Source organism: Nonomuraea rubra (genome assembly GCF_014207985.1).
Classification (GTDB): Bacteria; Actinomycetota; Actinomycetes; order Streptosporangiales; family Streptosporangiaceae; genus Nonomuraea; species Nonomuraea rubra.
The window spans coordinates 140,488-160,944 of sequence record NZ_JACHMI010000001.1; the positions used below are offsets into that span (position 1 = coordinate 140,488).

17 protein-coding genes are annotated in these 20,457 nt (G+C 72.3%); 3 read left to right on the forward strand and 14 right to left on the reverse strand.

What is annotated here, in order from left to right:
- Positions 1 to 15: 15 nt before the first annotated feature.
- From HD593_RS00635 to HD593_RS00655, 5 genes are read right to left on the reverse strand one after another with little or no spacing between them, the layout of a single operon-like run.
- A complete protein-coding gene (locus HD593_RS00635) occupies positions 16 to 1,650 on the reverse strand; it encodes a sialidase family protein (RefSeq protein ID WP_185100193.1) in 1,635 nt (544 codons plus the stop codon).
- A 13-nt stretch (positions 1,651 to 1,663) separates the two neighbouring features.
- Positions 1,664 to 3,679 (reverse strand): glycoside hydrolase family 2 protein, encoded by a 2,016-nt coding sequence (locus tag HD593_RS00640; RefSeq protein WP_221524555.1) that lies wholly within the window; start codon positions 3,677 to 3,679, stop codon positions 1,664 to 1,666.
- A gap of 23 nt (positions 3,680 to 3,702) precedes the next feature.
- On the reverse strand, positions 3,703 to 4,545 hold the full coding sequence (locus tag HD593_RS00645) for a carbohydrate ABC transporter permease (RefSeq protein ID WP_185100195.1): 843 nt from the start codon (positions 4,543 to 4,545) through the stop codon (positions 3,703 to 3,705).
- The gene (locus HD593_RS00650; RefSeq protein WP_185100196.1) at positions 4,542 to 5,414 is read right to left on the reverse strand and encodes a carbohydrate ABC transporter permease; all 873 of its coding nucleotides are present in this window, start codon (positions 5,412 to 5,414) and stop codon (positions 4,542 to 4,544) included. Before HD593_RS00650 ends, HD593_RS00645 begins: the two co-directional genes overlap by 4 nt.
- Complete coding sequence (locus HD593_RS00655; protein WP_185100197.1) at positions 5,411 to 6,784, reverse strand: extracellular solute-binding protein; 1,374 nt, start codon at positions 6,782 to 6,784, stop codon at positions 5,411 to 5,413. Before HD593_RS00655 ends, HD593_RS00650 begins: the two co-directional genes overlap by 4 nt.
- 138 nt (positions 6,785 to 6,922) lie before the next feature.
- On the opposite strand from HD593_RS00655, the gene HD593_RS00660 reads away from it, so the two are divergent.
- Complete coding sequence (locus HD593_RS00660; RefSeq protein WP_185100198.1) at positions 6,923 to 7,948, forward strand: LacI family DNA-binding transcriptional regulator; 1,026 nt, start codon at positions 6,923 to 6,925, stop codon at positions 7,946 to 7,948.
- Between the two features lie 178 nt (positions 7,949 to 8,126).
- On the forward strand, positions 8,127 to 8,816 hold the full coding sequence (locus HD593_RS00665) for a hypothetical protein (protein ID WP_246546093.1): 690 nt from the start codon (positions 8,127 to 8,129) through the stop codon (positions 8,814 to 8,816).
- Here HD593_RS00665 and HD593_RS00670 read toward each other — a convergent pair.
- From HD593_RS00670 to HD593_RS00700, 7 genes are read right to left on the reverse strand one after another with little or no spacing between them, the layout of a single operon-like run.
- The gene (locus tag HD593_RS00670; RefSeq protein WP_185100200.1) at positions 8,796 to 9,005 is read right to left on the reverse strand and encodes a hypothetical protein; all 210 of its coding nucleotides are present in this window, start codon (positions 9,003 to 9,005) and stop codon (positions 8,796 to 8,798) included. The genes HD593_RS00665 and HD593_RS00670 overlap by 21 nt on opposite strands.
- Before the next feature lie 47 nt (positions 9,006 to 9,052).
- Positions 9,053 to 9,577 (reverse strand): GNAT family N-acetyltransferase, encoded by a 525-nt coding sequence (locus HD593_RS00675; protein WP_185100201.1) that lies wholly within the window; start codon positions 9,575 to 9,577, stop codon positions 9,053 to 9,055.
- Positions 9,574 to 11,025, reverse strand: coding sequence for an ABC transporter ATP-binding protein (locus HD593_RS00680; RefSeq protein ID WP_185100202.1), 1,452 nt, complete (start codon positions 11,023 to 11,025; stop codon positions 9,574 to 9,576). Before HD593_RS00680 ends, HD593_RS00675 begins: the two co-directional genes overlap by 4 nt.
- Positions 11,022 to 11,804, reverse strand: a complete 783-nt coding sequence (locus HD593_RS00685) for an ABC transporter permease subunit (protein WP_185100203.1) — start codon at positions 11,802 to 11,804, stop codon at positions 11,022 to 11,024. The genes HD593_RS00680 and HD593_RS00685 overlap by 4 nt, the downstream gene beginning before the upstream one ends.
- The gene (locus HD593_RS00690; RefSeq protein WP_312903299.1) at positions 11,801 to 12,745 is read right to left on the reverse strand and encodes an ABC transporter permease; all 945 of its coding nucleotides are present in this window, start codon (positions 12,743 to 12,745) and stop codon (positions 11,801 to 11,803) included. Before HD593_RS00690 ends, HD593_RS00685 begins: the two co-directional genes overlap by 4 nt.
- 34 nt (positions 12,746 to 12,779) lie before the next feature.
- A complete protein-coding gene (locus tag HD593_RS00695; RefSeq protein ID WP_185100205.1) occupies positions 12,780 to 14,306 on the reverse strand; it encodes an ABC transporter substrate-binding protein in 1,527 nt (508 codons plus the stop codon).
- Between the two features lie 41 nt (positions 14,307 to 14,347).
- Positions 14,348 to 15,097, reverse strand: coding sequence for a sulfite exporter TauE/SafE family protein (locus HD593_RS00700; protein WP_185100206.1), 750 nt, complete (start codon positions 15,095 to 15,097; stop codon positions 14,348 to 14,350).
- Between the two features lie 140 nt (positions 15,098 to 15,237).
- On the opposite strand from HD593_RS00700, the gene HD593_RS00705 reads away from it, so the two are divergent.
- Positions 15,238 to 17,637, forward strand: coding sequence for a M28 family peptidase (locus tag HD593_RS00705; protein WP_185100207.1), 2,400 nt, complete (start codon positions 15,238 to 15,240; stop codon positions 17,635 to 17,637).
- On the opposite strand, the gene HD593_RS00710 is transcribed toward HD593_RS00705, so the two are convergent.
- Both HD593_RS00710 and HD593_RS00715 read right to left on the reverse strand, forming a co-directional pair.
- Positions 17,615 to 19,096 (reverse strand): long-chain-fatty-acid--CoA ligase, encoded by a 1,482-nt coding sequence (locus HD593_RS00710; RefSeq protein ID WP_185100208.1) that lies wholly within the window; start codon positions 19,094 to 19,096, stop codon positions 17,615 to 17,617. The two genes, HD593_RS00705 and HD593_RS00710, sit on opposite strands and share 23 nt — an antisense overlap.
- The gene (locus HD593_RS00715; protein WP_185100209.1) at positions 19,083 to 20,426 is read right to left on the reverse strand and encodes a PucR family transcriptional regulator; all 1,344 of its coding nucleotides are present in this window, start codon (positions 20,424 to 20,426) and stop codon (positions 19,083 to 19,085) included. The genes HD593_RS00710 and HD593_RS00715 overlap by 14 nt, the downstream gene beginning before the upstream one ends.
- Between the last annotated feature and the right edge of the window lie 31 nt (positions 20,427 to 20,457).

A 20,457-nucleotide genomic window follows, 5' to 3' on the forward strand; every position in this document is an offset into this window, starting at 1 on the left:
CGGAGACTCCCGCTGCTAGGCGGGGATGCTCCACTGCTGCGGGAACAGGCCGTTGCAGTCGTAGATCTGCAGCTTCGTGCCGTTGGCGGTGGCGCCCTGCGGGGCGTCCAGGCAGCGGCCCGACTGCGGGTTGAACAGGGAGCCGTCAGAGCGGTGCACCCACTTCTGGGCGCCGCTGCCGTTGCACTCCCACAGTTGCACCTTGGTGTGGTTGGCGGTGCCCTGCGCGTCCACGTCCAGGCACTTGCCGAAGGCGCGCAGGCTGCCCTCCGGGTGCTTGGACCAGCGCTGGCCGGTGGCCACGCCGCAGTCCCAGAGCTGGGCGGCGTTGCCGTTGGCGTTGGTGTTGGTGTCGACGTCCAGGCACTTGCCGCCGGGGCCGGTGACCTGGACGGCCTTGCCGGGCAGCGTGCCGAGGCCGTACCTGACCTGGCACTGGTTGCCTGTCAGGTGGGTGGCGGTCAGGTAGAGGAAGCCGGTGCCGTTGGCGGACGGCACGATGGGGGAGCTGTAGCCGGGGCAGGACGGCTCGCCCGGGTTGTAGCCGCCGGTGGGCGAGGTGAGCGCCGGGGCCTCGATCTCGGTCCACGCGCCGGCGCCCAGGTTGGTGTTGGCGAACAGCACCTGGCCGGACTCGCCCAGCACGGTCTTGTTGCCGGTCGGCCCCGCCACGACGCGCTGGCCCGACAGCAGCAGCGTGCCGTTCGCGCCGCCGCCGGGCAGCCAGGCGACGTACGGGGTGTGCAGCAGCTCCCGCTGGTCCGCCGTGCGCACCAGGGTTCCCGCGCCCGAGCCCCAGTTGAGGCCGTCGGAGCTGGTCTTGACGTACACCTCGCACGCGTGGTCGGCGTCCGTGGCGTCCCTGCACAGCTCGTACGCCATCAGGAACGTGCCGTTCGGCAGCCCCGTGACGATCGACATGCCGGGCCTGGCCAGGTTGTCGGCGGGGAAGGCCACGTCCAGGGTCATCGTGGCGCTCCAGGTCTGGCCGCCGTTGGTGGAGGTGTAGTGGCCGATGACCTGGTTGTTCGTGGCGCTGTTCGCGGGCCGCTCGTCGGAGATGAAGCAGGCCAGGGTGTTGTTCGGGGCGAGCAGGAACCACGGCTCCCAGATGCCGTGCCCGATCGTGTCGGGCAGGCCGCTGGTCTGCGTGCAGTTCGACAGGTACGTCCACGTCACGCCGTGGTCGGTGCTCTTGAACACCTCGACCTTCTGCGCCGTGTAGTCGCCGTCCACCCAGGCGGTCCCGGCGGCCAGGATGTCGCCCTGGTTGAGGCCGTTGGCCGTGCGCGGCACCTCGTACAGGACCGGCGCCCCGATCCCCCAGCCAGGCGTATGGGACGTGATGGTGGAGATCGGGTTCGCCGACCAGGTGCGGCCGCCGTCGGTGCTGCGGTAGACGGGGAACGAGGCGGGCGCGTTGTGGCCGCGCCTGGCGAACGTGGCCAGCATCGTCTCGTTCGCCGAGCCGTCGTGGTCGAGCCTGACCGCCCTCGGGTAGCTGGCGTCACCCTGGGGGAACGTGGTCAGGTTGGGGGAGTAGAGCACCTGGCCGGCGGGGGCCGCGGAAGCGGGGCCGGCCAGTGCTGCCAAGCAGGTGGCGATCAGGGCTAACGCGGTCAGAAGCCGCGCGGGGGATGTGAGTCGCACGTGCTGATCTCTCCTATCGGTTGTCTCCGATGACGAAGCCGGTGAAGGTGTCGACGTCCACGGCGGAGCGGGCCACGACTGCGCCGTCGCTGACCAGGGCGAGGTGCAGGCGCCCGCTGGTCCAGCCGTCCGGCAGCTCGGCGCGCACCTCGGTCGCGGCGCTGAGCAGGAACGGCTTGGCCTCGATCCACGGGCCCTCCACCCCGGGGGACGCGGGCGCGGGGCCGAAGACCGGGGTCCAGGCGGTGTGCAGGTGCCCGTTGACCGGCTCGCCGCCGTGGTGCGAGACGCGTACGGGCACGCTCACCTCGCGCGACTCGCTGAGCAGGTCGCGGCCGGGCGCGACGGGCACGACGTCGAGCACGAGCGTGGTGGTGGCGTTCACGTCGGCCGGGTCCACGCCGGCCAGGTCCTTGGCGCGGCGCTCGAAGTCGAGCAGGCCGGCCGACTCGTGCTCGATGTCGTACAGCTCGGTGTAGACGTAGCCGGCCACGCGGTCGTGGCGGCGCAGCTCCTGGGTCTGCCAGCGGAGCTGCCAGCCGCGCTCGACGGAGGTGAAGCCGGTGCCGTACTCGCTGTTGAGGTTGGGCAGGCCGCGCAGCGGCTGGCCGGGGGCGCCGGCGAGCTTCTTGCGCACCACGAAGTCGGGGCCGAGCTTGACGGGGAAGTCGTCCTGCTCGCCGTTCAGCAGGGCGGCGACCGTCCGCCCCCAGGAGGCGGCGGACTCGTCGTAGTAGTGCCAGTCGAGTAGGTCCGTCTTGACGTGCGTCCAGCCGGAGTTGTCCACAGCGGGCCTGCTCGGGTCGAGCGCCTTGAGCAGGTCGTACGCCCGCGCCGCCGCCGCCTGCTTGGCCGGGTCGCCGGGGATGTCCCAGTCGAGGCCCCACTCCTCGTTGTAGAGGCCCCAGATGATGATCGCGGGGGAGTTGCCGTCACGCTCGACCATGGGCGCGATCTGCTCCTCGAACGCCGCCACCGAGTCGGCGGAGAAGCGGCCGGTCGCGGCCGGCTCGGCCCACACCAGCATGCCGAGCACGTCGGCGTGGTGGACGAAGCGCGGGTCCTCCAGCTTGAGGTGCTTGCGCACCAGGTTGTAGCCGGCCTTGGCGGCCAGCTCGATGTCGCGGCGCAGCGCGGCGTCGTCGGGCGGGGTGATGCCGGTCAGCGGCCAGTACCCCTGGTCGAGCACGCCGCGCACGAACAGGCGGCTGCCGTTGAGGTACAGGTCCTCGCCGATCACCTCGATGCGGCGCAGCCCGGTGTAGGCGGCGACGGTGTCGGTGCCGTCGGCCGAGGTCAGCGTGGCGTCCACGTGGTAGAGGTGCGGGTCGCCTGGCGACCACAGGCGCGGCTCGGCCACCGGGATCACGGTCTCGGCCAGGCCGTTCACGACCGGGACCTCGACGCTCAGGTCGGTGCCGCGCAGGCTCAGCACCAGCGTGGCCTCGGCGGTACCGGAGACGCGGGCCTCGACCTCGATGGCGTCCAGCCCGTCCGACGGGCGCAGCTTCAGCCCGGCCAGGTACGTCGCCGGCCTGGCCTCCAGCCACACGCTCTGCCAGATGCCCGAGGAGGGCGTGAAGCAGACGCCGTCGAAGTCGTCGCGCGGGATGCTGCGCTGCTTGCCGTGCGCGAGCTCGCGCTTGTCCAGCGGCGCCGAGACCCGTACCACGACCTCCTGATCACCTTGGGCGCGGAGCGCGTCGGTGATGTCGGCCTCGAACGGCGTGTAACCGCCCCGGTGACCGGCTACCTCGACGTCGTTGACCCACACGGTGGCCTCGTGGTGCACGGCGCCGAACTGGATCACCACCCGCTGCCCCGCCCATCCGGCGGGAACGGTGAACGTGCGGCGGTACCAGGCCTCGGGCAGCCAGTGGGCCTCGATGCCCGACGCGGGGGTCTCCCAGGCGAAGGGCACGGTGATGGTCCGGCCGTAGTCCTGATCGGTGCCGGCCCGGAAGTCCCAGTCGCCGTTCAGGCTCGACCAGGAGTGTGACCGGTCGAAGTGGGGGCGGGGGTACTCCATGATGCTCTCTTTCATGATCCGGGTCAGCCCTTGACGCTGCCCGCGAGGATGCCGTTGATGAAGTGGCGCTGCAGCAGTACGAAGATCACCAGCAGTGGCAGCATGGCGATGCTCCCGGCGGCCAGCAGCTCGCCCCACACGGTGGCGAAGTCGGCGCCGATGCGGTTGCCGGTGACGTTCTGGGCCAGCGTGGACAGCACCACCTGGAGGGTCTGGTGCGCGGTGTCGTTGACGGCGACGACCGGCCAGACGAAGTCGTTGTAGATGTTCATGGTGGTCAGCACGGCCAGCGCGGCCAGCCCCGGCCGGATGACCGGCAGCACGACCTTGTAGAAGATGCCGAACTCGCCGGCCCCGTCCACCCGCCCGGCGTCGATCAGCTCGTTCGGGATGGCGGCGATCGTCTGCCGCATCCAGAAGATGCTGAACGCGTCCACGCTGCCCGGCAGGATCAGCGCCTGGTACGTGTTCACCCAGCCCAGCGCGCTCATCTCCAGCAGCAGCGGGATGATCAGCACCAGGGTCGGCAACATCAGAGTCAGCAGCACGACGCCGAAGAGCAGGTTCTTGAACGGGAAGTCGTACTTGGCGAAGGCGTAACCGGCCAGCGGGCAGAAGACCATCGTCATCCCGCCCTTGACCAGCAGCACGATCGCCGTGTTCAGGAACCCGGTGCCGATCGGCACGTCGGCGAACATCGCCCGGTAGTTGTCGAGCGTCAGCTCGCCGATCGACAGCGGGCTGGCGATGATCTCGGCCGCCGGCTTGAGCGAGGAGCTGACCGCCCACCAGATCGGGTAGAGGAACACGATCGCGAGCAGCGTCAGCAGGACGTACTGCCCGATCCCCGGTCTGTTCTGGCTCATGACACCTCGTCCTTCGGGCGCAGCATCCTGACCGAGACCAGCGACAGGCCGAAGACCAGCAGGACCAGCAGGAACGAGTTCGCGGCGCCGGTGCCCAGGTCGGAGGCGGTGATGTGGTCGTACAGGTAGAGCCCCGCGGTGGTGGTGGAGCCGTACGGGCCGCCCTCGGTGACCACGAACGGCTCGGCGAACATCTGGAAGACGGCCAGCGTCTGGATGACCACGAGGAACGCCATGCTCCGGCGTACCAGCGGCACGGTGATCGACCAGAACTGCCGCCAGCGGGAGGCGCCGTCGAGCGAGGCGGCCTCGTACACGCCGCCGGGTACCGCCTGCAGGCCCGCGAGCAGGATGATGATCGCGAACCCGGTGGTCTTCCACAGGAACAGCAGCGCCAGCGTGGGCTTGGACCAGGCCGTGGAGGTCAGCCAGCCCACGTCGGGCAGGCCCACCATGTTGAGCAGGTAGTTGATCAGGCCGTAGTCCTGGTCGAACACCACGATCCACACCTGCGCCATGGCCACCAGCGGGGTCACGAACGGCGCGATGAACGCCACCCGGAAGAACCCCCGCAGCCGCAGCTTGGCGTTGGCCAGCAGCACCGCGCCGCCCAGCCCGGCCACGATCTGGATCGGCACGATGAGCAGCCACATGACGGCGCTGTTGCCGAGCGAGGACCAGAACTCCGGGCTGGTCAGCAGGTACAGGTAGTTGTCGAGGCCGACCCAGCGGGCCTCGCTGCCGCCCCGCCAGCGCATGAAGCTGAGCTGCAGCGCGTAGATCAGCGGGTAGAGCCCGAACGCGCCGAAGACCACGAAGAACGGCGCGATGAACACGTACGGCGTCAGCCGTATGGAGCGCAGCCTCATGAGCGGTCGATCAGGTTCTTCTGGATCTTCTCCGCCGACTCGCTGATCACCTGGTCAGGGGACATCTTGCCTTCCATCAGGCGTTGCATGTTGTTGCCCAGGTAGTCCACCGACTGCGCCCACCACCACGGGATCGGCGCGGCGGCCGGGATGCTCGCGCCGGCCTCGACGGCCACCTTCCACAGGTCCTGGCCGCCGAGCGCCTCGATCGGCTTGAACAGCGGCTTGGCCGGATCGGCGGCGGGCGTGTAGCTGGGGATCGAGGTGGACAGGCCGCCGGGGTAGACGTCGTTGGGGCCGTACACGGCGGTGTAGCCGGGCTCCTTGAAGCACAGGAACTCGTACAGCAGCCAGGCCAGCTCCGGGTTCTTGGCCTTGGCGGGGATGATGAAGCTGCTGCCGCCCATCGCGCCGCTGCGCGCGCCGCCCGGCGTCCAGGCGGGCAGCGGCGCGGCCCGCCACTTGCCCTTGGTGTTCTTGAGCAGCTGCTGCGGCGCGAACGACCACCAGATCGCCCACGGCACGAACACCTGCTGGCCGTTGTCGAGCGTGTTGACGTCGGCCTGCTCCAGGTAGGGGGCGTGGGTGACGAGGCCGTCCTTGACCGCGGTCTGGATCCAGGTGAAGATCCGCCGGTACTCCTCGGAGTCGAGCCGCAGCTTGCCCTGGGCGTCGGTGAGGCTCGTGCCCTGCTGGTTGGCCAGCATCTCCAGCCAGAGCTGGCTGAGGAACGGGGTCTTCTCCAGGTGGATGGGCCTGGTCTTGGGGTCCTTCTCCTTGATCGTCCTGGAGGCGGCGAGCAGGTCGTCGTACGTGGCCAGGCTCGCCGGGTCCACGCCGGCGCTCTCCAGGACGTCCTCGCGGTACCAGAGCAGGCCGGGGTCCAGGTCCCACGGGACGCCGTAGATCTTGCCGTCCACGGTGTTCACCGACAGCTTGTACGCCGAGGTCTGCTCCTTGTACGGCGCGATCAGGTCCGTCAGGTCGAACAGGTGCTCGGCCTGCCCGCCGATCTTGGCGTCGTCCCAGAAGCTGCCGTCGGGCACGTCGGTGCCGCTGATCAGCGTGTTGGCCAGCTTGGCGTCGATGTCCACGGCCTGGTGATTGACCTTGACGTTCGGGTACGCCTCGCGGAACTTGGCGATCGCGGCGTCGAACACCTTGAACAGGTCCCCCGACCGGTTCCAGATCGTGATCTCGCCCTTGGCGGCGGAGCCGGACGCGGACGGCGCGGCCAGCCTGCTCGGCTGCGCGCCGGTGCCGCCGCCAGGGGCCGCGCACGCGGCGGCGAGAGAGCCGGTGGCGGCGAGCGCGCCGACGCCGAGGGCTCCCTTGAGGAAGCCGCGGCGGCCGATGGGGGATGTGGTCATCTTTCGACTCCTCGCCGGACGGAAAAAGGCGTTGTGATTGCTCTGCAACGATGCAGACATAATGCATACTCGTCTGCAACGATGCAAGAGCAGGTTTAGGATCTTCCCAAGAACGGCACCCGGAGGTATAGGAGACGCATGGCCGGTACAACCCTGCGCGACGTCGCGAAACTGGCGAACGTGTCCATCCGTACGGTGTCCAACGTCGTCAACGGTTACGCGCCGGTCTCCGACGAGCTGCGGGCCCGGGTGCAGGTGGCGCTCGACGAGCTCGACTACCGCCCCAACCTCATCGCCCGCAACCTCAAACAGGGACGCACGGGGATGATCGCCTTCGTGGTGCCCGAGCTGGACGTGCCGTACTTCGCCGAACTGGCCCGCGAGGTGATCAAGGCCGCCCGCGCCCACGGCTACGTGGTGATGATCGACCAGACCGACGGCGACGGCGACAGGGAGCGCGAGCTGCTCGGGCGCGACTCGCGGGCCACGATGTTCGACGGCCTGCTGCTCAGCCCCCTGTCGGTCTCCGCCGAAGAGCTGCGTGCCCGGGGCAACCGCGTGCCGATCGTGCTGCTCGGCGAGCACATCTTCAACGGCAGCTTCCCCCACGTGGCCATCGACAACGTGGCCGCCGCCCGCGACGCCACCGCCCACCTGCTGGACCTGGGCCGCCGCCGGGTGGCCGCCATCGGCGACCAGCCGTACGCGACGGGGGAGACGGCCCAGCTCCGCACCGCCGGCTACCGTCAGGCGCACGCCCGCGCCGGGCTGGACGTGGACGACGAGCTGATCGTGCCCACCGCGCACTTCCACCGGCGGCTGGGCGCCGAGGCCATGGAACGGCTGCTGGCCCTGCCCGAGCCGCCCGACGCGGTGTTCTGCTACAACGACCTGCTGGCCCTGGGCGCGATCAGGGCGCTGACCAGGGCGGGCCGCCGCGTCCCCGAGGACGTGGCGGTGGTCGGGGTGGACGACATCGAGGAAGGCCAGTACAGCACGCCCAGCCTCACCACGATCGCTCCCGACAAGGGGGAGATCGCGCGGCGGGCGGTGGACACGCTGCTGGAGTCGATCCGGGGGGAGATCGGCACGCCCCCCGAGATCGTGGTGCCCCACCGGCTCATCGTCCGGGAGAGCACGTCCGGCGAGGTCACCCCGCGGTGACCGTCATCAGGTCCCGGCCCACGCTGACGCGCCCGCCGTAACCTCCCGAGCGCACGTCGGCGACTCGCCGCCCACGCCGTCGCGCACCTTCCGCTGCCCGGGGGTAGTGCGGGCACTACCTGAGGGTCTCGCCGTAGCGCCCGTGTGCGGATGCCCGGCCGCGGCTTGGATGGCCGGTATGAATCAGGAGATGCCGGGCCGCTGGGTCGAGGGTGCCGGGCTGGTGCTCGGGCCGCTGCTGCTCGCCGCCGGGGTGCTCACCCGAGTGGGCGAGGACGACTTCTTTCCCGGCCAGCTCGCCGCGTTCGCCGCCGACCCGGGCCGGATGGCCTGGTCCTACGGCCTGTACGCGGCCGGGGTCGTGCTGTTGTGGCCCGCCGTGACCGCGCTGGGCCGGCGGACCGGGCCGTCCGCGTGGGCGCGGTGGGGCGTGACGCTGGTCGTGATCGGGCTGTTCGGGCGGGTGTTCCACGCCGGGGTGAGCCATCTGGCGTTCCAGCTCGTGGACGTGCTCGGGCTGGAGGCCGCGCAGCGGGCGGTCGAGGGCACGTACGGCGCCTTCCACGTGTTCAAGGCGACCAACGTCTGCATCATGGGCGGCTGGCTCGTGCTGGCGTTCGCCGCCTACCGGGCCAGGGTGCTGGGGCTGGTCAGGAGCATGGCGCTCGGGCTGGCGGCCGGGCTGCCGCTGGGCGTGCTCAAGGGCAGCACCGACCCGGTCTCGCTGGTTGCGCTGGCCGGGCTGGTCGTCGCGCTGGTGCCGCTCGGCGTCACGGTGCTGCGTGCAGGGCCCGCGCCCCGGTGGTGGGCGGTGGGGCTGGCGGTCGCGTTCGTGCCCGTCGCGTTCCTACTGGGGCTGGCGGGCTAGGCGGGTCGCGGTGAGCAGCGCCAGCACGCCCGGCAGCAGCTCCGAGGTGTACCCGGCGGTGCTCCAGACCGCGGCCGCCGACGGGGCCGGCTGCGTCGCCTCGTAGGCGAAATAGCCGCACTCCACGATCATGAAGGCGGATAAGAAGCTCGGCGCGGTGGCCGCCAGGATGGCAAGGAGACGGAGCATGGCCGACATCTCACCGGGGGATGATCAAGGGAGAGGCTAGCGGACCCTCACGACAGGCCGATCTCGAAATGCACGGTCTGGAAGTGCTCCGGCTCGCCGTCGCGGGCGTCGAACACCGGCTCCGCCACCGAGCTCCAGAACTTCTCCGCCCCCTCCACCCGGGTGTCCGTGTGCAGGTAGAGGGCCTGGTAGCCGGCGTCGGCCACGAACCGGCGGGCCTGGGCGACCAGCTCGCGGGCCAGGCCGCGCCTGCGGTGGGCCGGGTCCACGTACACGCGGAAGAGCTGCGCCGTGCTCGCGTCCGGGTAGAGCCTGGCCAGCCACTCGGGATGCGGCGGGCTCTTCGGGCCGCCCGCGCGTACGGCGGTGGTGCCGACCACCTCCTCCCCGTGCAGCGCCACGACGAGCGTGTGGCGCTCCGGCCGCAGGTACGTGCCCTCCAGGTCGATCACGTCCCAGTGCCACTCGGGGCGGTAGCCGTAGCCGAACTCGCGGTAGAACGTGTCGAGCATGACCCGGCGCGCGCCCTCCACGTGGCGGGGCTCGGCGGGCCTGACGGTGTAGGGGTTCATGCCTTCTCCAGTTCGAGGACCCGGTCGGCGAGCCTGGCCACCACGTCCGGGTCGTGGCTGATGAGCAGCAGGGTGAGGCCGAGGTCGCGGCGCAGCTCGTCGAGCAGGTCGAGGATGGCCGCCTGGACGAGCGCGTCCAGGCCGGAGGTGATCTCGTCGCAGATGAGCAGCTTCGGCTCGGCGAGCAGGGCGCGGGCGAGCGCGGCCCGCTGGAGCTCGCCGCCCGACAGCGCGTCCGGCCGGCGGGCCGCCGTGTGCTCGTCCAGGCCGACGCGTTCCAGCATGGCGCGCGCCTTCGTGGCCGCCTCCGCCGGGGTGGCGCCGCGCAGCCGTACGGCGGTGCGGGCGAGCTGGGCCGACACGCTCCGGTACGGGTCGAAGGAGGCGCGGGCGTCCTGGAAGACGTACTGGACGTCGCGGGCCCTGGCGCGCAGTTGGCGGGGGAGCGGGCGGCCGTCCAGCGTCATGGTGCCCGAGGCGGGGCGGTGCAGGCCGGCCACGCAGCGGGCCAGCGTGGTCTTGCCGCTGCCCGACCTGCCCAGCACGGCCACGCACTCGCCGGCGGCGGCGCTCAGGCTCACGCCGTCGAGCACCGGGGTGCGACGGTGCCCGGCCACCAGGTCCCGCACGTCGAGCAGCGGCTGCGCGGTGCCCGCCGGGGTGCGAGGGTGCACGTCGAGCAGCGGCGGCGCGGCGTCCGACGGGGTGTGAGTGCGGGTGTGGGGGGTGAGGCGGGTGGCGAGGAGGCGGCGGGTGTAGTCGTGGCGGGGCGCGTCGAGGACGGCGGCGGCCGGGCCCGACTCGACGACGCGGCCCCGGTGCATCACCGCCACCCGGTCGGCCAGCGCGCGCACCATGGCCAGGTCGTGGCTGAGCAGCACGAGTGCGATGTCCTGGGCGCGCAGCCCGCGGAACTCCTCGATGACCTCGGCGCGGATGAGCCCGTCCTGGCCGGTCGTCGGCTCGTCGGCGACGATCAGGACCGGGTCCAGCAGCAGGGCCTGGGCCAGCACGACCCGCTGCTGCTGGCCGCCCGAGAGCTGGTGCGGGTAGCGGCGCAGCAGCTCCAGCGGCAACCGCGCCCGCCGCGCGGCTTCCCGCACCCGCTCGTCGACCTGCTTGGAGTCAGCCCTGACCCGCCGCGGTCCGCCCGCGTCCAGGGCACGCGCGACCTCCCGCAGGACGCCGCCCACCCGCCGCACCGGGTTCAGCACGCCGGCCGGGTGCTGCGGCACGTACGCCACCCCACCCGGCGCCCGCCACACCTCACCCGACACCCGCACCCCGGGCGCGTGCTCGCCGAGCAGCGCCAGCCCCGTGGTCGTCTTGCCGCTGCCCGAGGCCCCCACCAGCGCGAGCACCTCGCCCGCCGCCAGCTCCAGCGACACCCCGGACACCAGCGTCCGCCCGCCGGCCTCGGCCCGCAGCCCGGACACCTCGAGAATCACCTGCGCACCGCCGCCCGGTCGAAGGTCAGGTTCAGCCCCACCGACAGGGACACGATCAGCAGCGCCGGCACCACCACCGCCCACGGCTGCAGGAACATCCCGGTCCGGTTGCGATCCACCATGACGGCCCAGTCGCTGGCGTCCGGTGCGAGGCCGACGCCCAGGAAGCTGGCCGAGGCCACCAGGTACAGCGCCCCGACCAGGCGCACGCCCACGTCGGCCGCCAGCGTGGTGAGCATCGACCGCCCGGCGTACCCGACGGCCCGCCGCCACCACGTCTCCCCCTGCAGCCGCAGCGCCTCCATCGCGGTGCTGCCCGCCGCCCGCAGCGCCGCCGCCCGCGAGATCCGTACGACCTCCGGCAGCCCGATCAGCCCCACGATCACCACCAGCGCGGCGGGCCCCGGCGAGAGCAGCGCGGCCAGCATGACGAGCAGCAGCAGGGACGGCACCGCCAGCAGCAGGTCCAGCGGCCGCATCAGCACCTCGTCCACCCACCGCCGCCCGGCCGGCGCCGCCGCCAGGCCCGCCAGCAGCCCCAGCGGCACCCCGCCCGCGTACGCGAGCAGCGTCGCTAGCACCGCGACCACCACCACGGAACGCCCGCCGAGCAGCACCTGCTCCCACACGTCCCGCCCGACGAAGTCGGTGCCCAGCGGCCCGCCGGCGGAGAAGGACACCCCGCGCGGCTCGGGCGTCCCCGCCAGCCATGGCCCGGCCAGCGCGAGCACCAGCGGCACGGCCAGCAGCACGACTCCGAACCCATGCCGTCTCCTCACCGCGCACTCCCGGGAACCAGCCGGTACGCCCCCAGGTCGGCGGCCAGGTTCACGACCACCGTGGTGGTGGCGAACACCACGCACAACGCCTGGATCACCGGGATGTCCCTGGCGGACACCGAGTCGTTCAGCAGGGTGCCGAGCCCGGGGATCACGAACACGGACTCCACCACGATCACTCCGCCGAGCAGCCAGTCCGTGGTCCTGGCGAGCTGCTGCACGCCGGGGGCCAGGGCGTTCGGCAGCGCGTGCGCGAGCCGTACCCGCCAGGGGGAGAGGCCGAGCCGGCGGGCGTGGGCGGCGTAGCCGGAGTTCAGCGCGTCGACCATGCCGGCCCGTACCAGGCGGCTGATCGAGCAGACCGGCCTGGCCAGCAGCACCACCAGCGGCAGCACCAGCAGGGCGGGCTGCTCCAGCAGGTTCGGGGGCGCGCCGACCGCCGTCGGCGGGAACCAGCCGAGCCGCACCGCGAACACCGCGACGAGCACCACGCCGAGGGCGAACTCGGGGATCGAGTACAGGCCGACGGTCACGGTGGTGAGCGCCCGGTCCAGCGGGCCGCCCTGCCGTACGGCGGCGATCACGCCGGCCCCGACGGCGAGGGGAACGAGCAGCAGCAGCGTGAGCCCGGCCAGCACGAGCGTCGGCGGCAGGCCGTCGGCCAGCACGCCGGTCACCGGCCGCCCGGACACCAGCGAGACGCCCAGGTCGCCGTGCGCCAGCCCCGCCAGCCAGTCCGCCCACCGCTCGACGGCCGGCCGGTCCAGCTCCAGGGCGGCGCGGAGCTGCGCGATGCGCTCCTCGTCCGGGATGTCGCCGGCCAGCACGACGGCGGCGTCGCCGGGCAGCGCCTCGGTCAGCACGAACACCAGCGAGGCCACCGCCACGACCTGCGCCACGCCGAGCAGCACCCGGCGCACCGCGTATCGGGCCAGGTTCACGTGAAACATCTCCCATGCCGGACGCGAACAGTCCTCACCCGAGCCACACCTTGTCGAAGCGGGCCCAGTCGAGCGTGTTCGCGGGCGCGTTGGCGACGCCGCGCAGCCTGGGGGAGGTGCCGAGCAGCCAGTCGGCGAAGCCCCAGATGAGGAAGCCGCCCTCGGCATGCAGCGTGCGCTGCATGTCCTGGTAGATCTCGCGCCGCCGAGCCTCGTCGGGGCTGGCGACCGCCTGGTCGTAGAGGGCGTCGAACTCGGGGCGGGCCCACTTGGTGGCGTTCGTGGTGGAGTTGGTGAGCAGGCGCTGCGAGAGGTGGGTCTCGATGGGCATGGCGCCGGAGCGGTAGCAGCAGATGGTGCCCTTGTTCAGCACGTCGGCCCAGTACGTGTCCTTGTTGCCGACCTTCGCGCTCACCTCCAGCCCGGCCTGCCGCGCCTGGTCGGCGAAGACGCTGGCCGCCTCCAGGAAGCCGCTGGCCGCCGCCGACGTGTCGAGCTGGATCTGCAGGCCCGTCGCCCCGGCCTTGCCGATCAGCCACTTCGCCTGTTCGAGGTCGGGGGTGCGCTGCGGGATGTCGGCGGCGTAGTAGAGGTAGTCCTTGCCGAACAGGTCGTTGCCCACCTGCCCGGCCCCGCCCAGCACGCTGTCGATCAGCTGCGACCGGTCGGCCAGCAGGAACATGGCCTTGCGGAGCTGCGGGTCGTCGAAGGGCGGCCGGTCCACCTTCATCGCGAACGCCTGCATGCCGCTGTTGCTCAGCCGGATGATCGACATCCGGCCGCCGGCCTCGTGGGTGCGGGCGGTGGCGGGGGTGAGGTCGTGCGCGTAGTCGGCCTGGCCGCCGAGCACGGCGTTCACCCGCGCCGACTCCTCGTTGGCGATCAGGTATTCGAGCTCGTCCACGTACGGGGCGCCGTCCCAGTAGTCGGGGTTGCGCCTGACCAACAGCGAGCGTCCCGGCTGGAACGAGCCGAACGTGAACGGCCCGGACCCGACGGGCCTGGCGAACTCGTCGGCGCCCTCGGGCACGATGTAGGCGCCGAAGGCGGCCAGCACGTTGGGGAACTCCGCGTACGGCCGCTTCAGGCGGAACTCCACCGTGCGGTCGCCGACGGCGCGGCTGTTCTTGAGGTCGATGAGGGCGAGGTTGGCCTTGGCGCGGAAGGTGCGCTTCTCGTCGGCGATGCGGGCGTAGCTGTGGAGCACGTCGGCGGCGCGTACCGGCTTGCCGTCGTGGAAGGCGGCCTCGCGCAGCGTGATCCGCCAGGTGCTCAGCTCGGCGTCGGACTCCCAGCGGGAGGCCAGGCGCGGCACGATCGACACGTCGGTCCCGTAGTCGGCGAGCTTGTCGAACATGGCCTTGGAGCGCGACGCCTCCAGGAAGAGGTTGGCCAGGTGCGGGTCCAGGCTCTCCTGCGCGCCGCCGCCCGCGAACGCGGCCCGCAGCCTGCCGCCCCTCCTGGGCTGCGTGGAGGTGGTGCCACCGGTGGGCTGGGACGCGCAGCCCGCCAGGGCCACGGCAGCGGCGGCGGACAGGAAGGCACGACGATCTAGGCGCATGTCCGACAATGGTAACGATTTTCATTTATGACGCAAGCCGCTCAATCGGTGAGGAGCTTCACCATCGCCACCACGCCGATGCACACGATCACGCCACGCAGGATCGGGGCGGGCAGCCTGCGGCCCAGCCGTGCGCCGAGGAACCCGCCCGCCATCGAGCCCGTCGCCACCAGCAGCACCGCCGTCCAGTCCACGTCGGCGACGAGCGTGTACAGGATGGCCGCCGTGCCGTTGACCAGCACGACGAGCACGTTCTTGGCCGCGTTGACGCGCTGCAGCTCCTCCTCGATGAGGATGCCCATCAGGCCGATGAGCAGGATGCCCTGCCCGGCGCCGAAGTAGCCGCCGTACGCGCCGGCCGCCAGCGCGCCCAGCCAGAGCCAGGGGCCGCCGTGCGCGCGCCGGGGCCGGTCGGCCAGCGCGCGGCTGAGCCGGGGCTGGATCACGACCAGCGTGCAGGACATCGCGATGAGCCCGACCACGACCGCCGTGAACGTGCTCTCCGGCAGGTTGAGCAGCAGCAGCCCGCCCGCCAGCGCGCCCGCCACGGACGCGGGCGCCAGCCGGAGCAGCCGGTCGCGCTGGCCCTTCAGCTCGGCGCGGTAACCCGCGACGCCGGTCAGCCCGCCGGGGACCAGGCCGATGTTGTTGGAGACGTTGGCCGTGATCGGCGGCAGGCCCACCGCGAGCAGCGTGGGGAACGTGATCAGCGATCCCGACCCGACGACGGTGTTGATGGCCCCGCCCGCGACGCCGGCCGCGAGCACCGCGACCATCTCCCAAGGTGTCATGCCGTGCGACTCTAGAGCATGTCTTAAGTGATAAGACGAATCGTACCGCTATGTGAGATACGGCCTGAGGTAAACCACAGCCCGATCCGGGCACGCGCATCATTCCGGCAGCCCAGGCAGGAAACCTAGCGTTCCTGGCCATGAAGGAAAAGTTGTTCGACGTTCCCCGCCGTGCCGTGGCGGGGGTGTCGGCCCTGCTCGCGCTGGCCGCCGTGATCGTGCTCACCGCCATGTCCAACAGCACCATGCAGCCGCTGCCTGCCTCGGCGCCGGCCGCGGAGTTCAGCGCCGGGCGGGCCCTGCGACACCTGGAGGCGTTCGCCACCCGGCCCCGCCCCATCGGCAGCCAGGCCGGCGCGCAGGCCAGGGACTACCTCGTCGGGCAACTGCGCGCGGCGGGGCTGGACGTGCGGGTGCAGCAGGCCGTGGGGGCGAACTCCTCGACGGGGCTGGCGGCGTTCGGGCAGGTGCACAACGTCGTGGCCACCCGCCGCGGCACCGACCCGACCGGGACGGTGGTGATCGCCGCGCACTACGACTCCGCCGCGATGGGCCCCGGCACGTCGGACGACGCCGCCGCCGTGGCGGCGATGCTGGAGACCGTACGGGCGCTGGGCGGCACGAAGCTCCGCAACGACCTGGTGTTCCTGATGACGGACGGTGAAGAGGACGGCGTGCTCGGGGCTGAGGCGTTCGTCAGGGAGCATCCGCTCGGGGGCAAGGGCGGCGTGCTGCTGAACTGGGAGGCGCGCGGGGTCAGCGGGCCGTCGCTGATGTTCGAGACGTCGCGGGACAACGCCGGGCTGGTCGGGCTGTTCGCCGATGCCGTGCCGTACCCGCGGGGCGACTCCATGATGGTCGAGCTCTACCGGCTGCTGCCGAACAACACCGACTTCACGCCGATGACCGCGGCCGGGTTCACCGGCATGAACTTCGCCTACATCCAGGAGTCCTCGCGCTACCACACGGCCGACGACTCGCTCGCCCACCTGAACAGGGGCAGCCTCCAGCACCACGGCACGAACATGCTGGCCCTGGCCCGCGAGCTCGGCGGCGCCGACCTGCCCGCGCTGTCCGCCGGCCACGACGTCACCTACTTCCGGCTCTTCGGGCTCATGATCACCTACCCGAACGGGCTGGTGTGGCCGCTGGCCGGGCTCGCCGTGGCCGCGGTGGCCGGGCTGGGGCTGGTGGCGTGGCGGCGGCGGGTGGCCGGGCCGGTGCGGATGCTGGCCGGCGCGGTCTCGGCGGTCGTGCCCGTCGTGCTGGCGGTGGTGCTGGCGCAGGGGCTGTGGGAGGTGCTGGTGGCCATGCGGCCCGAGTACGACGGGATGGGCGGGCTGCTGCACCGGCCCGGGGCGTTCCGCGCGGCCGTCGCGGTGCTGGCCGGGCTGGCGGTGCTGGGCTGGTACCTGGCGCTGCGGCGCAGGATCGGGCCGGCGGCGCTGGCCATCGGGGCGCTGGCCTGGCCGGCTGTGCTGGGTGTGGTGTGCGCGCAGGTCGCTCCTGGCGCGTCGTTCATGTTCGCGCTGCCCGCGCTGTTCGCCGCCCTCGGCGGCCTGGCCGCGCTGCTCCTGCGCGGCTCGCCGCGGCAGGGGGAGACGGGTGGCGCAGGCCCGCGGGTGGGCGGCTTGGCTCGGTGGATGCCGGGCGGCACGGTGTGGCGCGTGGTGGTGCTGACGGCGGGGCTGTTCGTGGCGGCGGGGTTGCTGCCCGGGCTGGCGCTGACGGCGTTCGACGGGATGGGGCTGGCGCTCGGCGGGGTGAGCGCGATGGTGCTGGCGCTGTTCGTGCTGATGGTGCTGCCGGTCGCCGAGCTGTTGCTGCCGGAGCCGGCGCGGCCGCTGACCCGGCCGGTCGCGTTCGGGGCGCCGCTGGCCGCCGCGGCCCTCGCGGTGGCGCTGGTGCCGGCGGGGCTGGCGCTGGACGGCTTCGACGCCGGCAACCCCCGCCGTACGCACCTGGCGTACGTCATGGACGCCGGCACCAGGACGGCCGGCTGGGTCAGCGCCGACGCCGACCCGTCCGAGTGGACGAAGACGTACGTCTCGGGCCGCGACACCACGTTCCTGCCGCCCGGCTACGCCCGCGGCGACCTGTGGACCGGCCGCGCGCCGGCGGTGGACCTGGACGGGCCGCGCGTCCGCGTGCTGAGCAGGGACGGCGACACCTACCGGCTGCGGGTCACCGCGGGCCGGGGCGCGCGCTCCCTCACGCTGCGCGTCGAGCGGTCGATCACCGAGGTGACCGCGAAGGCCGACGGCCTGCGAGCCGTGACCGTCCCCGTCACCGGCACCCGGGCGAACACCTGGCCGGGCGAGGTGCGCTTCCGCGGTATCCCGGCGGGCGGCGCGGAGATCACCATGCGGGTGGCGAGCACGGGCCAAGCGGGCGAAGCGGGCGAGCTGCGGGTGACGGCGATCGGCGAGCGGGACGGGTTCGCGGCCGTGCCGGGGTTCACGCCGATGCCGGCGGGACTGGTGGCCGCCACCCGCGAGGACGGCGGCCTGGTCGCGATCACCCGTACGTACCGGCTCTGAACCGGGGCAGCGCCCGCTTGAGGATCTTGCCGGTGGGGCTCATCGGCAGCTCGTCCACGAACGACACGTGACGGGGATACTTGTACGCCGCCACCCGCTCCCGTACGAAGTCGCGCAGCTCCTCGCAGGTCACCGGCGCGCGCAGGGCCACCACGGCCTCGATCTCCTCGCCCAGCCCGGGGTGCGGCACGCCGAACACGGCCGCCTGCCGCACCGCCGGGTGCTCGTAGAGCACCTCCTCGACCTCGCGCGGGTAGACGGTGTAGCCGCCGCGGATGATCACGTCGCGGCGGCGGTCCACCAGGAAGAAGTAGCCGTCGCCGTCCACCCGCCCGAGGTCGCCGGTGTGGAACCAGCCGTCGCGGATCACCTCGGCCGTGGCCGCCGGGTCGTTCCAGTAGCCCTTCATCACGTTGGGGCCGCGCACCACGATCTCGCCGATCTCCCCGGCGGGCAGCTCGCGGCCGTCGTCGTCGACGACCTTCATCTCGACACCCCTGATGGGCCAGCCGATCGAGCCCGGCCTGCGGTGCTGGCCGCCCCGGTTGGTCGCGGCGACGGGGGAGGTCTCGCTGAGCCCGTACCCCTCGACGATCTCGCAGCCGAACCTGGACTCGTACGCCCGCAGCACGTCCAGCGGCAGCGCCGCCCCGCCGGACGCGCAGACCCGCAACATCGACATGTCGGAGGCGCCGGGATGGTCGAGCAGCGCGATGAACATGGTCGGCACCCCCTGGAAGACCGTCACCCCGTCACGCCGGATGACCTCCAGCGCCCGTCCGGGGTCGAAGCGGCCCAGCAGGGTCAGCCGGGCGCCCGCGTGCACGGTCGCGTTGAGCGAGCAGGTCTGCCCGAAGGTGTGGTAGAGCGGCAGCGCGCCGAGCACCACGTCGTCCACGCCGAGCGCGTGCATGCGGGCCACGGTGGCGGCGTTGCCGCCCAGGTTCGCGTGGGTGAGCTCGATGCCCTTGGGGCGGCCGGTGGTGCCGGAGGTGTAGTGCACGACCGCGGTGTCGTCGGCCTCCAGGTCGGCGATCTCGCGTTCGGCCGCGACCCCCCGCAGCAGCCGCCTGAACTCGCCCGGCACCACGAAGAAGCAGTCGGTGCCCGCCGAGCCCGCCTCCGCCGTCTCGGCGAAGGCGTGCCAGGCGATCAGCAGCCGCGCCCCGCAGTCCCCCAGGTACGCGGCGATCTCGCGCCGCTTCAGCAGCGGGTCCAGCGGGACCACCACGGCCCCCAGCCGCAGCACCCCGTAGTAGACGACGCCGAACTCCGGCACGTTCGGCAACATGATCGCGACCCGGTCGCCGGGGCCGATCCCGCGGCACCGCAGCAGGCCCGCCAGGCGGGCGCTCAGCTCGTCGAGGGTGCCGTAGGTGAGCTGCGCCTCGTCCAGCGTGAGAACCGCTCTGCCGCCGAGCCGGGCAGCGGCGGTGTGGAGCCGGTCAGCGAGGTTCATGGAACGACCGTACGTCCGAGATCCCACGGCTCTCATTGGTCGCGGCGGCCAGTCTTTTTTGTCCGGCATTGGTGGGCAGGGCATCATGCAGCGCGATGGCGACGAGCAACTCCACCAGATCGTTGATGGAGCGCAGACTGCGCCCGGTGCGCTCCTGGATGCGGCGCATGCGGTACTGCGCGGTGTTCGGATGGATCTGGAGGCGTTCGGCGGCGGTGCGCAGGTTCAGGTCCGCGGCGGCGAACGCCCTGATCGTGGCCGTCAGCACGCCGCCGCGCGCCCGGTCCTCCGACAGCAGCGACGTGATGCGCGGATCGACCAGGTTGCGCGCGGTGTCGTCGGCCTTGAGCGCCAGGTACTGGAAGGGCGTGATCCTGGGCAGCGCCGCCACGCCGCCCTCCTCGGGCACGAAGTCCAGCACGGCCCTGGCCTCCTGGTAGGCCTGCGGGATCTGCGCGGCGCCCGCCGCGACGGTGCTGACGCCCATGGCCAGCCTGACCCCCTCGACGGCCAGGCTCTCCACCACGCCCTGCAGCCGGTCGCACAGCTCCTCGGCCCCCGTGCCGGGGCCGAGCACGGGAATGGCGACGATCTCCGAGCGGCGCACGACCGACAGCGTACGGGTGCCGTTCCCGGCGATCCTGGCGATGGCAGCGCACGCGGAGTGCCTGGCGTCCTCGGGATCGGCCGCCGACCCGGCCAGCACCGCGGTCACCACGAGCAGCGGCGTGCGCGCGTCCTGGCCCAGGCCGTGCGCCTGCGCGGCCGCCACCTCCCTGCCCCGCGTGGGCGCGCACCCGGCCAGCAGCGTCTCCAGCAGGTCGCGGGTCTCGCGCACCGCCTCCGCCGCCGCGTACTGCTGGAACTCCATGTACGCGTTGGCCGCGTGCGTGCTGGCGAAGTCGCAGTACCGCATCAGCGGCGTCGCCAGGGACAGCGCCGCCTCGCGCCCGGCGTACGTGTGCCCGGCCCGCTCGACCACGGCCTCCCAGAACACCTGCTGCCCGACCCGGAAGGCGTTGATGTAGTCGGCCAGCGCCACGCCCGCCCTGGCCCGGCGCATGGCGGCGCGCCGGGTGAACGAGATGTCCTCGAACGTCACCGTGCGGTCCTCGAGGAGGACGCCCAGCTTGGCCCGGTAGTGCTTGACCACCTGATCCCGCACGTCGGCGTGGAAGGCGGGGCCCTGGGCGTCGTAGGCGGGGATCTCCTCCCGCATCGTCGCGACCGCGACGCCGGCCAGCTCCTGGAGGTCGCCGAGCAACCCGGACAGGATGCGTGTGCGTTCCGCGCGTACGGCGGCTTCCACGGTGCTCGAACCAGTGGACATGCCGGGATGATCCATGGCCATCGCCGCACGG

Excerpts from the sequence above, each read along its gene's own strand:
- HD593_RS00640 (WP_221524555.1), bottom strand. The coding sequence starts at position 3,679 with ATGGAGTACCCCCGCCCCCACTTCGACCGGTCACACTCCTGGTCGAGC.
- HD593_RS00645 (WP_185100195.1), bottom strand. The coding sequence starts at position 4,545 with ATGAGCCAGAACAGACCGGGGATCGGGCAGTACGTCCTGCTGACGCTG.
- HD593_RS00650 (WP_185100196.1), bottom strand. The coding sequence starts at position 5,414 with ATGAGGCTGCGCTCCATACGGCTGACGCCGTACGTGTTCATCGCGCCG.
- HD593_RS00655 (WP_185100197.1), bottom strand. The coding sequence starts at position 6,784 with ATGACCACATCCCCCATCGGCCGCCGCGGCTTCCTCAAGGGAGCCCTC.
- HD593_RS00660 (WP_185100198.1), top strand. The coding sequence starts at position 6,923 with ATGGCCGGTACAACCCTGCGCGACGTCGCGAAACTGGCGAACGTGTCC.
- HD593_RS00665 (WP_246546093.1), top strand. The coding sequence starts at position 8,127 with ATGAATCAGGAGATGCCGGGCCGCTGGGTCGAGGGTGCCGGGCTGGTG.
- HD593_RS00670 (WP_185100200.1), bottom strand. The coding sequence starts at position 9,005 with ATGCTCCGTCTCCTTGCCATCCTGGCGGCCACCGCGCCGAGCTTCTTA.
- HD593_RS00675 (WP_185100201.1), bottom strand. The coding sequence starts at position 9,577 with ATGAACCCCTACACCGTCAGGCCCGCCGAGCCCCGCCACGTGGAGGGC.
- HD593_RS00695 (WP_185100205.1), bottom strand. The coding sequence starts at position 14,306 with ATGCGCCTAGATCGTCGTGCCTTCCTGTCCGCCGCCGCTGCCGTGGCC.
- HD593_RS00700 (WP_185100206.1), bottom strand. The coding sequence starts at position 15,097 with ATGACACCTTGGGAGATGGTCGCGGTGCTCGCGGCCGGCGTCGCGGGC.
- HD593_RS00705 (WP_185100207.1), top strand. The coding sequence starts at position 15,238 with ATGAAGGAAAAGTTGTTCGACGTTCCCCGCCGTGCCGTGGCGGGGGTG.
- HD593_RS00710 (WP_185100208.1), bottom strand. The coding sequence starts at position 19,096 with ATGAACCTCGCTGACCGGCTCCACACCGCCGCTGCCCGGCTCGGCGGC.
- HD593_RS00715 (WP_185100209.1), bottom strand. The coding sequence starts at position 20,426 with ATGTCCACTGGTTCGAGCACCGTGGAAGCCGCCGTACGCGCGGAACGC.